The organism is Streptomyces spongiicola (genome assembly GCF_003122365.1).
Taxonomy (GTDB): Bacteria; Actinomycetota; Actinomycetes; order Streptomycetales; family Streptomycetaceae; genus Streptomyces; species Streptomyces spongiicola.
Window position 1 is genome coordinate 2,478,569 of record NZ_CP029254.1, and the last position, 13,096, is coordinate 2,491,664.

The following is a 13,096-nucleotide window of genomic DNA, read 5'->3' on the forward strand; positions in this document are numbered from 1 at the left end:
TATCCACCTTGCGCTCCTCACGCAGGGTCCGCAATCGATGACGCTCGGCACACGGGCGCAGTGGGGCGGCGTCGGTCCGGTGGCTCGGGCGCCGGATGAGTGAACGGTTCGGGGTCGACGGGTGGGCCCGGGTCGGGGTCCGATCGGCTCGGGATCGACGGGCGGAGCCGGATCGGGGTCCGATCGGGGCCGTCGGGCCGTCGGGCCGTCGGGCCGTCGGGCCGTCGGGCCGTGTGACGGTGCGGACGGCCGGGGATCGCGGAGTACGGGATCGGAGCCGCTCGGCACCGGTTCGGGGCCGTCCGGGTGCGGTCCCTTCGAGGTCGTCGTGACTGCGCCTTCCGGGTCCTCGGAGGGGGGGTTCGCACGTCCGGGCACCCGAACCCGAACCCGCATGGAGCGATGAAGTACCGGAGGCCTGCCGTGCGGGCGGGCATGCCGGATCCCCGGGCACGGCGGATCGCGCGGACACGGCGGCAGCGGACAGCGCGCCGCCGTACGGCGCGGCCGTCGCAGGAGGGCGCCACACGCCGGCGGGCCGCACCGCCCGCGGTCCGGAGGCCGCGGCCGGACGCTCCCGCGGCGGGCTGCACCGCCGCTACCGCCCCCGTATGGGGCCCCGTATGGGTCGCACCGCCCGGCTGCCCGACCGCAGTTGTGTCAGCCCTCGGCCGCCGCCCGGTGGTTCTTCACCAGCCCCAGGTACATCGCGGCGTTGAGCCTGACGCCCTCGCGCTCCTCGTCCGTCAGCTCCCGCTTGATCCTGGCCGGGACGCCTGCGACGAGGGAGCCCGGCGGCACCCGCATGCCCTGCGGCACGAGTGCCTGCGCCGCCACGAGGGAACCGGCGCCGATGTGGGCGCCGTTGAGGACGGTCGCGCCCATGCCGACGAGGACGTCGTCCTCGACGGTGCAGCCGTGGAGCACGGCGTTGTGTCCCACGGAGACGCGTTCACCGATGGTCACGGGGAAGCCGGGGTCGACATGGACGGTGCAGTTGTCCTGGATGTTGCTGTCGGCGCCGAGGACGATCGGGCCGCAGTCGGCGCGCAGCACGGTGTGGTACCAGACGCTCGCGCCGGCGGCCATGGTGACGTCGCCGATCACGACGGACGTGGGCGCGGTGAACGCCTCCGGGGAGATCCTCGGCTCCTTGCCGCCGACCGCCGAGACCAGTGCTCGCTCACGCTCCGCCATCGCCCTCTCCTCACCCCGGCCGCCGTGCCACTCTCCCGTGCACCGTAGGCGATGCCTCGGCGGGTCCGTCCGCCGGGGGCGGCACTTGCGCCTCCCGGCGGACGGACCCAACTTCTCGACGCTCGGGGTCGTACCCGGGTCCGGGCCGCGCCCCTGAGGCACCGCTCGGGCCCGCCCGCGACCGGGCCCGGGCCGCCCGGCGCGCACCGCCCGGCGTGCACCGCCCGGCGTGCACCATCCGGCGGCACACGCAGGGCAGTCCGTCTCGGGGTGAGGGCCGCCCCCGGGCCGTGGGCGCGGCAACGTACCGGGTATGCGGAACCCCCGGGGAGGGTCAGCCGTTCGGACGCAGCGTCCAGACGACCGTCATCTCACCGGTCACCGCGTCGTCGGACTCGCGGGTGATGTGGACGGCGACGGGGAACTCGGGCCGCCCCCCGGCGTCCAGCTCCGCGACGACCTCCGCGGCGGGGCGCCCGAGGGTCGCGGTGGCGGTGACGACGCCCCTGGCCAGCTTCCGGTAGGCGATCTCGGCCTTCACCGCGAGCGGGACGGCCCGGGACAGCTGCTCGCCGAAGGCGGCGAGCACGATCGCGCCACTGGCGGACTCGGCCAGCGTGAACATCGCACCGGCATGCGGCCCGCCCACGTGGTTGTGGTAGTCGGCCTGGTCCGGCAACCGGACTACGGCGCGCTCGGGGGAGGTCTCCAGGAACTCCAGGTTCAGGGTCCTGGCCATCGGGACCGTGGCGGCGAGCAGCTCACCCACGGACATCTGGTCTGCACTCATGGGACCGGATGTTACCCACGGGTAGAACGCCTTGGCCATCCCCTCGCCAGGGGGCGGACCGACCACCGCGCACCCGCCCCGCGACGGCGACCGCGACCGATGCCGATGCCGGTGCCGGTGTGGAGGCCGGTGTGGAGGCCGAGGCCGGTGTGAAGAAGGACGGCGTGTGCGGCAGCGACGGCAAGGTGATCGCCCTCTCCGGCAGGAAGGCCGGGGGGACTTCCGCGTCCCGGGCCGGCCACGCCGCCAAGGGCGTCGACGGCGGTATCCCGGACGCGACGATCCTGCGGACCCCGGACCCCGGACCCCGGACCCCGGACACCGTTCACCGGGCACCGGGCACCGGGCACCGGGCGGCCGGCAGAGGCCCCGTCGTCCTGAACCGCCCGGCGGGGAGGCGGCGGTGAAACCGGTTTGGCAGGCGGGGGCGGCTGCGGCGATAGTCCCGGAGTGGATACCCGTACGCCGCTCCTCAGCCGCCGTCCCGAATGGGCCGGCCGCAACTACTCGTTGCTGACCGCCGCCGCGGTCGTCACCAATCTGGGCTCGCACGGCGCGCTGATCGCCGCGGCGTTCGCGGTGCTGGAGTCCGGCGGCGACGGCGGCGACGTCGGTCTCGTCGCGGCTGCCCGCACCCTCCCCCTGGTGCTCTTCCTGCTCATCGGAGGGGCGATCGCCGACCGGCTGCCGCGGCACCGCGTGATGGTGGCCGCCAACGCCCTCAACTGCGTGTCCCAGGCCGCATTCGCCGCGCTGGTGCTGGCCGGCGATCCGCAGCTGTGGCAGATGATGCTGCTCACCGCGCTCTGCGGCACCGGGCAGGCGTTCTTCGCCCCCGCCGCCGAGGGCATGCTGATCTCCAGTGTCGACGGGGAGCAGGCCGCACGGGCGTTCGCGCTCTTCCGCATGGCGATGCACGGGGCGGGCATCGGCGGCGCGGCGCTCGGCGGAGCCATGATCGCCGCGATCGGCCCCGGCTGGGTGCTCGCCGTCGACGCCGCCGCCTTCGCGGTCGCCGGCGCGCTCCGGGCGTTCCTCGACGTCGGTCACATCCCGGCGCGGGCCCCGGGCGGCGGGCTGCTCGGCGATCTGCGGGACGGCTGGCAGGAGGTCACGAGCCGCCCGTGGCTGTGGTCGATCGTGGCGCAGTTCTCCGTGGTGGTCGCGGTCGTGGGTGCCGCCGACGCCGTGTACGGACCGCTGGTCGCCGAGGAGTCGCTGGGCGGAGCCCGCCCGTGGGGCCTGGCGCTCGCGGCGTTCGGCGCCGGCACCCTGGTCGGGGCGCTGCTGATGATGCGCTGGAAGCCCCGGCGGATGCTGCTCGTCGGCACACTGTGCGTGTTCCCGCTGGCGCTGCCGTCGGCGGCGCTCGCCGTACCGGTGCAGATCGGCGCGCTGGTCGCGGTGATGTTCGTCAGCGGGGTCGCGATCGAGGTGTTCGGGGTGGCCTGGATGACCGCGCTGCACCAGGAGATCCCGGAGGAGAAGCTGTCCAGGGTCTCCGCGTACGACTGGTTCGGTTCGACCGCGATGCTGCCGCTGTCGACGGCCCTGGCCGGCCCCGCCGAGAGCCTCTTCGGCCGGGAGACGGCACTGTGGGGTTGCGCGGCGCTGATCGTCGTGGTGACGGCGCTGGTGCTGCTGGTCCCGGACGTACGGAATCTGACGCGCCGTACGAGGCAGGTGGCCGCGCGTGGTCCCGTACCGGCCCCGGCCGCCGCGGCGGCCGCCGAACTCCAGCCGCGGGAGACGGCCTGACCCCCCGTGCCCCCTGCCCGGGCCGGCACCCACGGGGCGTCCGGGCCCGGGAGCCGGCCGCGCAGACCGGCCGCCGCGGCCCGGCCGGCACCGTCCGGCCGGCACCGTCCGGCCGACCCGACTGCGGTCACCCGATGCCGAACGACCCCTCCGGCGGCTCGGGGGACCCGGTCGCGTCCTCGTCGCCCACGGTCCCGGCGTCGCCGACGAAACGCCGCAGGCCGTCGCCGTACTCCACCCGGGCCGGGAAGACGTCGGACGCCGTCCGGCGGGCCAGGGCGGCGACGTCGATCGCCGCCTGCGAGGCCAGCAGGACGGCGTTGCCGAAGCGGCGTCCGCGCAGCACACCCGGCTCGGCGATCAGGGCGAGTTCCCGGAACACGGCCGCGAAGGTGGCCAGTTGCGAGCGGAGGAAGCCGAACGGGGCGCTGTCGGCGAGGTTCGCCGCGTAGACGCCGCCGGGACGGAGGGCACGGTCGGCGGCCCACGCGTACTCCCGGGAGGTGAGGTGCGCCGGGACGCGCGAGCCTCCGAAGACATCGGCGATCAGTACATCGGCCGAGTCCTCGGGCGCCCGCTCCAGCCATGTGCGCGCGTCCGCCGCGTGCACGGCTATGCCCGAGCCGGACGGCAGCGGCAGCCGCTCGGCGACGAGTGACAGCAGACCGCGGTCCGCCTCCACCACGTCCTGCCGTGAGCCGGGGCGGGTGGCCGCGACGTAGCGGGGCAGGGTGAGGGCCCCGCCGCCGAGGTGCACGACGTCGAGCGGTGCGCGTTCCCGCGCCGTGACGTCGAGGACGTGGGCGAGGCGCCGGGCGTACTCGAACTCCAGATGCGTGGGGTCGTCCAGGTCGACGTAGGACTGGGGTGCTCCCCCCACGGTGAGCAGCCAGGCCCGGGGTCTGTCGATGTCCGGCAGCAGCCTGGCGGTTCCGTGGTCCACGGCGCGCTCGACGGGAATCGGTTCGTCCACCCTGCCCATTGTCCGCCCCCCGGCGTCTCCGCGAACGGCGGGGAGGCCCAGGGCCCGGGCAGTGGCTGGGCTGGGCTGGGCGTGACCGCGACAGGGGCGCGACGGAGGCCGGGGGCGTGGCAGGACGGGACGGAGGCAGGACGAGACGGGGACAGGGACAGGACGACAGGCGGGCAGGGCTCCGGAGCCCGGAGCCCGGAGCCTTCGGCGCCCCGGCTCAGACCGGCAGTACCGCCCGTACCTCGTCCGCGTGGGCGACCGCCTGGCCGCGCCCGGCGCGGGCGGAGGGCGCCCGGCGCGCGGGGTCGAGGACGTTGCGCCCGAACGCCTTCCGGGCCGCGCGGTCCGGGGTGATCAGCACGACCCGGGCGCCGGCGGCGGCGAGCCGGGACGCCTGCGCGCGGGCAGACGGCACGGGTCCCCCACCGACCGAGATGGGCGCCACGATGACGACCGTGGCGTATCCGGCCGCGAGGTCGGCGTTCGTGGACGAGCGCACCCCGCCGTCGATGAAGCGGCGCCCGCCGATGGTGACGGGCGGCCAGACTCCGGGAACGGCGCAACTGGCGCCGACGGCGTCGAGCAGCCCCACCCCGCTGCTCCGGTCGAACGCGTGGAGCTGCCCGGTGAGCGCGTCCACCGCGGTGACGACGAGGCGGCGCGCCGACGGCCATTCGTGGGTGAGGAGCCGGGCGGCGAACACGGCGCGGCGGGCCTCCTCCGGCTCGGTGCGGGCGGACAGCGCGAGCCGTCCCATGCGCGCGCCGTACGCCTCGGCGTCGCGGGAACGGAGCACCCCCCAGACATAGCGTGCGAGCACGGTGGGGCCCATTCCGGCGGGCACCTCCCCCTCGGGATCCGCGAGCTGACGGTCATACAGCTCCGGAAGGGTGAGCAGCCCCGAGGAGAGCTGGGCACCGACCACGGATCCCGCCGACGTGCCGACGATGAGATCGGCCCGGGAGACGTCCGCTCCGGCCTCGGCGAGGCCGTGCAGGATGCCGACCTCCCAGCCGATGCCGGCGAGTCCGCCGCCCCCGAGCACCAGGGCGGTTCCCCGGTGCCGCGAAGGCCCGTCCCCGTCCGTTCCCGTGTCCGCGCCCGCGCCCGTACCCGCGTGGTCCATGTCCGCCATGGATGCAGTGTGACGTGTACGGGGCGGTTCCGCCGCCCGCCGCGGGCGGGAGGCGGAACCGCCGATTCAGACCAGAGCGGTGACGGTACCCGCTCCCACGGTCCGGCCGCCCTCGCGGATCGCGAAGCCCAGCCCGGGCTCCAACGGCACGTCCCGCCCCAGTTCGACCGTCATATGGACCGTGTCGCCGGGCCGGGCGACCGCCGCCCCGCCCAGGTCCACGTCACCGACGACATCCGCCGTCCGGATGTAGAACTGAGGCCGGTAGCCGGTGCTGATCGCCGTCGTCCGCCCTCCCTCACGGCCGGAGAGCACATACACCTGTGCGGTGAAGCGGCGGCTCGGCGTCACACTGCCGGGCGCGGCCACCACATGGCCGCGGCGGACCGCGTCGCGCGGCACGCCCCGCAGCAGCAGGGCCACGTTGTCCCCGGCCTCGGCGGAGTCCATCGGCTTGCCGAACGTCTCCAGGCCGGTGACGACCGTGGCCGTGCCGGACCCGAGCAGCTCCACCCGGTCGCCGACGCGTACGGTGCCGCGCTCGACCGCTCCGGTGACGACCGTGCCCCGGCCGGTGATGGTGAGGACGTTCTCCACCGGGAGGAGGAACGGCGCGTCCGTGTACCGCACCGGCATCGGCACATAGGTGTCGACGGCGTCGAGCAGCGCCTCCACGGCCGCCGTCCAGCGGGGGTCGCCGTCGAGGGCCCGGAGGCCGGAGACCCGGACGACCGGCACCGAGTCCCCGCCGTATCCGTGCGCGGTGAGCAGTTCGCGCACCTCCAGCTCCACGAGGTCGGTCAGCTCGGGGTCGCCCGCGTCGGCCTTGTTGAGGGCGACGACGATGTGGTCGACGCCGACCTGACGGGCCAGCAGGACGTGCTCGGCGGTCTGCGGCATGATCCCGTCCAGCGCGGAAACCACGAGGATCGCCCCGTCGAGCTGGGCGGCGCCGGTGACCATGTTCTTGACGTAGTCGGCGTGCCCGGGCATGTCGACGTGGGCGTAGTGGCGGGTGTCGGTCTCGTACTCGACGTGCGCGATGTTGATGGTGATCCCGCGGGCGGCCTCCTCGGGCGCGCGGTCGATCCTGTCGAAGGGCACGAAGGTGCCGGTCCCGCGCTCGCTGAGGACCTTGGTGATGGCCGCGGTCAGGGTGGTCTTGCCGTGGTCGACATGGCCCATGGTGCCGATGTTGAGGTGCGGCTTGGTGCGCACGTATGCCGTCTTGGGCATGGCGGTGTCGGTTCCTTCCCGGAACTCGAAAGGTGACTCCGTTCGCGGAGGGGGACCCCTGGGCCGTACCGACCCTCCCCCTGCGGGGTCCGCCGGACGATCCGGGGAGGGTCAGCTTCGGGCGCCGCCGGCGGGCGCCGCCGCGGCAGCGGGGGCGGCGGCCTGCGTGGCCTCGACGGCGGCCGCCGCGGCCGTCGCGCCGACGAGACCCGCGAGGCCCGCGAGGCCCGCGAGACCGACAGCGGCCGTGGATCCCGCGGGGAAGGCCGTGATGTCCGTGACGCCCGTGACGCCCGTGGAAGCGGGGGAGGCCGCGAAGGCGGGGAAGTGGGCAGCCTTCGGCGCGTCCGCGACTGCGGACGGCGCTGCGGGGAAGGCCTGCCGGAACATGCGTCGATACTCGCCGACGGCGGGCACGTACGTCGAACGGTTTTGGGCGGGCACCCACGTCGACGGTCGTCGGCGGGCCGGGAAACGGCCCGGGTCAGAGATGCTTCAGCGCTTCCCGCACGGACAGCGGCGCGAGCCGGTCCCGGGCGGACTCGACGAAGCCCCGCACGGCCCCCGGGTCGGTCCTGGCGTACTCGCGCAGGCTCCAGCCGATCGCCTTGCGGACGAAGAAGTCCGGGTGTGCGGACTGGCGGAGGCAGTACCGGAAGAGCCGTTCCGCGTCCGTGGTCTCCTTGCGGCGCAGTTGGTGGAGCAGGGCCGTCCGTACCACCCAGAGGTCGTCGTCCCCGATCCAGCGGTCCATCACGCGGGCCAGCCCGGGATCGGCGGCGACGAGCGGACCCACGACATGCGCGGCGAGGGTGTCCACGGTGTCCCACCAGGAGACGGCGGTGATCAGACGGCGGGCGACCGGTAGGAACCCGGAGGAGCAGCGGCCGACGTGGCGCCTCAGGTAGTCGGCGGCGAAGTGGTGGTACTCCCGCTCGGGCAGCTCCCAGCAGCGCAGGGCGATCGCCGTGCAGTCGGCCTCCGTGGGCTGCGGTGTGCCGTCGAGGACCGTCCGGGACAGCCTGCGGCGCTCCGGGGTGCGGATCCCGAGGAAGGGCGCGACGCCCCTCATGTACGCGGCGGCCTCCCCTGCCCGGACCGGGTCGGCCGCGGCCGGGTAGACCGCGGTGAGCCGTCCGAGCACCGTGTCGGCGAGGGCGCTGCGCGGTACGGGGAGCGTCATGTGCCACACCTTACGGCGATCACACGGCAGGGTCGGTTACTCTCCCCGGATGCTCGACCCAGTCCCCGGGCCGCGCGACGGCCTCGCTCTCCGCGCCGGCCGCGTCCTCCTCTCCCCCCGGTCACGCCTGGCCCTGCTCGTCGCCGTCCTGGCGTCAGCGGCGTCGGCGGTCGTGGCGTACGAGCCGCAGCGGCTGCTGTCGGCGGGCTGGCCGCCGCAGGTCGGCGGCGCCACGGCGGTGGCGCTCTTCGCCCTGGCGTACGGGCTGTGCACCGCGGCCTTCGTCCCGCGGCCCCTGCTGAACCTGGCGGCCGGCGCGCTCTTCGGCTCGCATGCGGGGCTGGCGGCGGCGATCGCCGGCACCGTGCTGGGCGCGGGGCTCTCCTTCACCCTGGGGCGGTACCTGGGCCAGGAGGCCCTCCGTCCACTGCTGCGCGGACGCTGGCTGAAGGCCGCCGACGGCCAGTTGAGCCGGCACGGGTTCCGCTCGGTGCTGGCGCTGCGGCTGTTCCCCGGCATCCCCTTCGCCGCTTCCAACTACTGCGCGGCGGTGTCCCGGATGGGATACCTCCCCTTCCTGCTGGGCACCGGTATCGGCTCGGTCCCGAACACCGCGGCGTATGTGATCGCCGGAAGCAGCGCGGCGTCGCCGACGTCCCCCGTGTTCCTGGCCTCGGCGGGCTTTATCGCCGTCTCGGCGCTGGTCGGGGCAGTTGTCGCGTGGTGCAAGCGCCACCGGCTGACCCGCGGCTCCTGAGCGGCGGGAACGACTCGGGGCCGGGGCCCGGCTCCACCGAGCCCCCGCAGGCGCGCACCGGCGCCGCCCCGCCCCCGCCCTGCCCCGGCCCGGCGCGGCCCGCCCTCCCGGATGTCGCGTTCCTCGCGGGCCGGCACCCCCGCCGTCAACCCGCCCGCGCCACGGCCCGCGCCTCGGACCGCCCCTCGGACCGCCCCTCGGGCCGGTCCACCGGCACCGGGTCCACCGGCCCCGGTCGGCGCCCGCCAGTCCCGAAGTCCCGCCAGTCCCGCGAGTCCCGCCGGACGGTCGCCGGGGTCGCCGGGGTCGCCGGACGACTCGGTGCCGGCAGGGGACTCCTCGGGGCAGGCCGGCCTGGGACGATTCAGGGCGGCCTCGGGACGGTTCCGGAACGGCTCGGCGCCGGCCGGATACGTGCGCCGCGGCCGCCGGGGCAACCCGCCCGACACCCCGAAACCCGCTGGCGCTACGCTGCCACGCGATGGGCGCATGATCGCGGCCCGTACCGTACGTTCCGACCTGACCAGTGCTTGGACGGCTTAGCTTTCATGTCGTGGTTCGAATCACTCATCCTCGGGCTCGTCCAGGGGCTGACGGAGTTCCTCCCCATCTCCTCCAGCGCGCATCTGCGCCTGACGGCCGCCTTCGCCGGCTGGCAAGACCCGGGTGCTGCGTTCACCGCGATCACCCAGATCGGCACCGAGGCGGCGGTCCTCATCTACTTCCGCAAGGACATCGTCCGCATCGTCAGCGCCTGGTTCCGATCGCTGACGGACAAGGCGATGAGGCAGGACCACGACGCCCAGATGGGCTGGCTGGTGATCGTCGGATCGATCCCGATCGGGCTGCTCGGCATCACCCTCAAGGACCAGATCGAGGGACCGTTCCGTGATCTGCGCCTGACCGCCACCATGCTCATCGTCATGGGCATCGTCCTCGGCGTCGCGGACCGCCTGGCGGCCCGCGACGAGACGGGCGGCAAGCACCGTGTCGTGCGGGAGCGGAAGACGCTGCGGGACCTGTCCGTCAAGGACGGCCTGATCTTCGGCATGTGCCAGGCCATGGCCCTGATCCCGGGCGTCTCCCGGTCCGGCGCCACCATCAGCGGCGGTCTGCTGATGGGCTACACCCGCGAGTCCGCGGCCCGCTACTCGTTCCTGCTGGCGATCCCGGCGGTGCTCGCCTCGGGCGCCTTCGAGTTGAGGGAGGCGGGCGAGGGCCACGTCTCCTGGGGGCCGACCGTCTTCGCGACGGTCATCGCCTTCGCCGTCGGCTACGCGGTCATCGCCTGGTTCATGAAGTTCATCACGACCAAGAGCTTCATGCCCTTCGTCGTCTACCGGATCATCCTCGGCATCGTCATCTTCGCATTGGTCGGCACCGATGTGCTGAGCCCGCACGCGGGCGAATCCGGCGGCTGAGACCGGGCCACGCAGGTAGCGCTATCCAGCATTTCCCAGCGCCTGATTGCAGCACCACGCCATGATCATCTCCCACTCGTCTCCCACCCAGGAGACCGGGAGACGATCAGCCAGAAGTGCGCACCTGCAAAGTCGGGAGCAGAAAGAAGGGCCCGCACAGCAGGGCGACGAGTTCGACCTCGTCGAGCTTCTCGGTCTCGTCGCTGACCTGGACCAGGTCGGAGATCAGGTCGTCGCCGGGCTGGGCACGGCGCGCGCCTATCAGCCGGATGACCGTGTCGACCATGCCGTACAGCGCGGGCGGCAGGATCTCCGGGTCGGGGCGAACGAAGGTGGTGAACGCCTCGGACCACTTCAGCCACTGGTCGCGGTACTCCAGGGCTTGATCAAGTTCCGTGAGTGTCCGGGTTGTTGGTGATGCCCAGGATGGCGAGTGCTCGTTCGGGTTCGTGGTGGATGGCGCGGGTGGTCTTGGCGATGTTGTCGGCTCCGAGGATCTTCAGGGTGCCGATGGCGAGGTTGCGGATGGTGGCCATGGCGCGGGGTGCGGTGCCGGTGTGAACGGTCGAGGCGTCCTCGGCGAACGTGACGTCTCGGATGTAGTGGGAGGAATTGTACGAGTCGACCAGGGGCGCGTTTCCGTCGTTTCTGGCGGGCGTTTCCCCTGGCCGCTCGTCCGAACCCGGCGTGCCAGTTACCCGGCACCGGGCTCTCCACGAGTCCCTCAGGTGGTGGCGTGGGCTGGTCGTGCGGACCACGGGGTGGGGATGGTGTTGCCCCGGTAGCGGTATCGCCGGATGGGTACCTTCGCGGGGTTGAACAGTTCCACGCCGTCGGCGGTGAAGCCCCACCGGTTGTGGGGGCTGCCGTAGGTGCGGGTGATCCACCTCCAGTGCCGGCGCCGGTGGCGTCGGCGGAGCCACTTCCACACACGGTGCCACAGGTAGTGCTCCAGCTCACTGAAAGTGATCTTGGATGCGCCGTGGCGGAAGTAGGTGGTCCAGCCCCGGAGTCTCTGCCCCAGGAGGGTGAAGACTGTGCCGGGGTCCATGTTCATCGTCTGCCGCCCGGTCAGTTCCTTGACCCGGGACCTGACCGACGTGACGGCCTTGTCGCTGGGATAGGTGTAGACCATACGACGGCTCGAGCCCCGCTGGGTGTGGCGCTGGATGTGCCAGCCCAGGAAGTCGAAGCCGTCGTCGATATGGACGGTTCGGGTCTTGTCCTCGGCCAGACGTAGCCCGATGGTGGCGGCAACGCCTGCGACTTCGTCGCGGAGCGCTTCAGCGTGCTCCTGAGTGCCGAACACCATCACGGCGAGGTCGTCGGCGTACCGGACCAGTCGGTACGTCGCTCCCCCTTCACGGCGGTGTCGGCGCCGGTGCCATTCCTTGGAAAGGCTTCGGCGCTTCGTGTCGAAGTGCTCGTCGATCTCGCCCAGGGCGATGTTCGCGAGCAACGGGGACAGGATCCCGCCTTGCGGCGTGCCCGACACGGTCTCCCGCAGGGTGCCCTCCCCGGTCAGGATCCCTGCATGCAGGAAGGACTTGACCAGCCGCAGGACTTGCCTGTCGCCGATACGCTGACGCACCCGGTTCATGAGGGCCGTGTGGTCGATCTCGTCGAAGCAGGCGGCGATGTCGGTCTCGAACACCCACACATAGCCCGAGCGGGCGTGGTGGATGACGTCCTCGATCGCGTCCTGCGCTCGTCGGCCGGGCCTGAACCCGTAGCTGGACGAGCTGAACCCGGGCTCGAAGATCGGTTCGAGTACCAGTTTCAGGCTGGCTTGCACCACGCGGTCTCGCGCGGTCGGGATGCCCAGGCGGCGCATCTTCCCGTTGGATTTCGGGATCATGCGTTCGGCCACGGGCAGGGGGACGAACGTCCGCGCCTTCAAGTCCGCGCGGATCTGGTCGAGGAACCCGAGCACACCGCGCTCGGACGCCTCGATCCCCGGAGCGGTCCAGCCGTCGATCCCGGCTGTTCGCGCTCCTTTGTTCGTTCTGACCCGGCGCCATGCTTCGAGCAGGAACGCCGGGTCTGCCACAAGATTGAACAGATCATCGAACACGCGGCCAGGGTCGGCCACTGCCCGATCGTGCAGCTTGGACTGAATCCGCAGTACCCGCGAGGCTGCCGCATACTCGGCGGCCTCGGGAACGCTGGGGTTCCCCGGCGTATCTCCTGCCATTTCCTCTCCTCATCTACGTGACTCGCTGCGGTCCTTCCCCATGCGGACGGCGCTACCGTCCCCGGAGTACTACGACCGCTCCGCCCCACACAGGGCCCGACAGCGGACAGCGCGCCTGCCACCCGTCCCCTGGCTGGGGAGCGGGGAGGGCAGACCCTGCATGGTTCCCATGTTCACTTTGTCCCGGTTCTCACGGGAGGGACCCGGCTATACCCCGGCGGTCTTCGTCACGCCCGCAGACACACGTGACGACCTGTCCGTCGCGGCCGGTTGCCGCGACGGACGGGAGCCTGCTTGTCGAAACAGCCCAGCTCGCACCGCACTCCCGCCCCATATCCACCAGGTTTGGGAGCGGTTCTGGCTAACGAGGCGTCAAGCACCGGTTCCTTTCGTATCCCTTCGTGAGTCGCTGGCCGGACCCGCACGGTCTGGTAGTACCCGCACGTCCCGAC

14 protein-coding genes are annotated in these 13,096 nt (G+C 72.9%); 4 read left to right on the forward strand and 10 right to left on the reverse strand.

The window, feature by feature from the left end; translation table 11 throughout:
* Positions 1-660: 660 nt before the first annotated feature.
* Complete coding sequence (locus DDQ41_RS10705; RefSeq protein WP_109294288.1) at positions 661-1,197, reverse strand: gamma carbonic anhydrase family protein; 537 nt, start codon at positions 1,195-1,197, stop codon at positions 661-663.
* 334 nt (positions 1,198-1,531) lie between these two features.
* Positions 1,532-1,987: a DUF4442 domain-containing protein gene (locus DDQ41_RS10710; protein WP_172607575.1), complete on the reverse strand. Its 456-nt coding sequence runs from the start codon at positions 1,985-1,987 to the stop codon at positions 1,532-1,534.
* Positions 1,988-2,118: 131 nt separating this feature from the next.
* On the opposite strand from DDQ41_RS10710, the gene DDQ41_RS10715 reads away from it, so the two are divergent.
* The gene (locus DDQ41_RS10715; RefSeq protein WP_162602643.1) at positions 2,119-2,394 is read left to right on the forward strand and encodes a hypothetical protein; all 276 of its coding nucleotides are present in this window, start codon (positions 2,119-2,121) and stop codon (positions 2,392-2,394) included.
* Positions 2,395-2,437: 43 nt separating this feature from the next.
* Positions 2,438-3,745, forward strand: a complete 1,308-nt coding sequence (locus DDQ41_RS10720) for an MFS transporter (RefSeq protein ID WP_109294291.1) — start codon at positions 2,438-2,440, stop codon at positions 3,743-3,745.
* A 127-nt stretch (positions 3,746-3,872) separates the two neighbouring features.
* On the opposite strand, the gene DDQ41_RS10725 is transcribed toward DDQ41_RS10720, so the two are convergent.
* The 5 genes from DDQ41_RS10725 to DDQ41_RS10745 all read right to left on the reverse strand — a co-directional run bounded on the left by DDQ41_RS10725 (position 3,873) and on the right by DDQ41_RS10745 (position 8,272).
* Positions 3,873-4,718 (reverse strand): spermidine synthase, encoded by an 846-nt coding sequence (locus tag DDQ41_RS10725; protein ID WP_109297666.1) that lies wholly within the window; start codon positions 4,716-4,718, stop codon positions 3,873-3,875.
* 217 nt (positions 4,719-4,935) lie between these two features.
* Entirely contained in the window at positions 4,936-5,853 is a 918-nt protein-coding gene (locus DDQ41_RS10730) for a patatin-like phospholipase family protein (RefSeq protein WP_109294292.1), read from the reverse strand.
* Between the two features lie 66 nt (positions 5,854-5,919).
* Positions 5,920-7,089 (reverse strand): elongation factor Tu, encoded by a 1,170-nt coding sequence (gene tuf / locus DDQ41_RS10735; RefSeq protein ID WP_109294293.1) that lies wholly within the window; start codon positions 7,087-7,089, stop codon positions 5,920-5,922.
* A 111-nt stretch (positions 7,090-7,200) separates the two neighbouring features.
* Positions 7,201-7,479 carry a hypothetical protein gene (locus DDQ41_RS10740; RefSeq protein WP_109294294.1) on the reverse strand — a complete coding sequence of 93 codons (279 nt, stop codon included), beginning with the start codon at positions 7,477-7,479 and terminating at the stop codon, positions 7,201-7,203.
* A 94-nt stretch (positions 7,480-7,573) separates the two neighbouring features.
* Positions 7,574-8,272 carry a DNA alkylation repair protein gene (locus DDQ41_RS10745; protein ID WP_109294295.1) on the reverse strand — a complete coding sequence of 233 codons (699 nt, stop codon included), beginning with the start codon at positions 8,270-8,272 and terminating at the stop codon, positions 7,574-7,576.
* Between the two features lie 49 nt (positions 8,273-8,321).
* On the opposite strand from DDQ41_RS10745, the gene DDQ41_RS10750 reads away from it, so the two are divergent.
* Together DDQ41_RS10750 and DDQ41_RS10755 are read left to right on the forward strand one after the other, a co-directional pair.
* Positions 8,322-9,029, forward strand: coding sequence for a TVP38/TMEM64 family protein (locus DDQ41_RS10750; protein WP_109294296.1), 708 nt, complete (start codon positions 8,322-8,324; stop codon positions 9,027-9,029).
* A gap of 548 nt (positions 9,030-9,577) precedes the next feature.
* On the forward strand, positions 9,578-10,450 hold the full coding sequence (locus DDQ41_RS10755; protein ID WP_109294297.1) for an undecaprenyl-diphosphate phosphatase: 873 nt from the start codon (positions 9,578-9,580) through the stop codon (positions 10,448-10,450).
* 106 nt (positions 10,451-10,556) lie between these two features.
* On the opposite strand, the gene DDQ41_RS10760 is transcribed toward DDQ41_RS10755, so the two are convergent.
* The 3 genes from DDQ41_RS10760 to ltrA all read right to left on the reverse strand — a co-directional run bounded on the left by DDQ41_RS10760 (position 10,557) and on the right by ltrA (position 12,644).
* Positions 10,557-10,736, reverse strand: a complete 180-nt coding sequence (locus tag DDQ41_RS10760; protein ID WP_109294298.1) for a hypothetical protein — start codon at positions 10,734-10,736, stop codon at positions 10,557-10,559.
* A 100-nt stretch (positions 10,737-10,836) separates the two neighbouring features.
* Positions 10,837-10,986, reverse strand: coding sequence for a hypothetical protein (locus DDQ41_RS10765; RefSeq protein WP_316681748.1), 150 nt, complete (start codon positions 10,984-10,986; stop codon positions 10,837-10,839).
* A 188-nt stretch (positions 10,987-11,174) separates the two neighbouring features.
* A complete protein-coding gene (gene ltrA, locus DDQ41_RS10770) occupies positions 11,175-12,644 on the reverse strand; it encodes a group II intron reverse transcriptase/maturase (RefSeq protein ID WP_109294299.1) in 1,470 nt (489 codons plus the stop codon).
* Positions 12,645-13,096 lie beyond the last annotated feature (452 nt).

Bases quoted from the DNA above. Each gene is read 5' to 3' on its own strand.
- DDQ41_RS10705 (WP_109294288.1), bottom strand. From the start codon at position 1,197: ATGGCGGAGCGTGAGCGAGCACTGGTCTCGGCGGTCGGCGGCAAGGAG.
- DDQ41_RS10710 (WP_172607575.1), bottom strand. From the start codon at position 1,987: ATGAGTGCAGACCAGATGTCCGTGGGTGAGCTGCTCGCCGCCACGGTC.
- DDQ41_RS10730 (WP_109294292.1), bottom strand. From the start codon at position 5,853: ATGGCGGACATGGACCACGCGGGTACGGGCGCGGGCGCGGACACGGGA.
- tuf (WP_109294293.1), bottom strand. From the start codon at position 7,089: ATGCCCAAGACGGCATACGTGCGCACCAAGCCGCACCTCAACATCGGC.
- DDQ41_RS10740 (WP_109294294.1), bottom strand. From the start codon at position 7,479: ATGTTCCGGCAGGCCTTCCCCGCAGCGCCGTCCGCAGTCGCGGACGCG.
- DDQ41_RS10745 (WP_109294295.1), bottom strand. From the start codon at position 8,272: ATGACGCTCCCCGTACCGCGCAGCGCCCTCGCCGACACGGTGCTCGGA.
- DDQ41_RS10750 (WP_109294296.1), top strand. From the start codon at position 8,322: ATGCTCGACCCAGTCCCCGGGCCGCGCGACGGCCTCGCTCTCCGCGCC.
- DDQ41_RS10755 (WP_109294297.1), top strand. From the start codon at position 9,578: ATGTCGTGGTTCGAATCACTCATCCTCGGGCTCGTCCAGGGGCTGACG.
- DDQ41_RS10760 (WP_109294298.1), bottom strand. From the start codon at position 10,736: ATGGTCGACACGGTCATCCGGCTGATAGGCGCGCGCCGTGCCCAGCCC.
- DDQ41_RS10765 (WP_316681748.1), bottom strand. From the start codon at position 10,986: ATGGCCACCATCCGCAACCTCGCCATCGGCACCCTGAAGATCCTCGGA.
- ltrA (WP_109294299.1), bottom strand. From the start codon at position 12,644: ATGGCAGGAGATACGCCGGGGAACCCCAGCGTTCCCGAGGCCGCCGAG.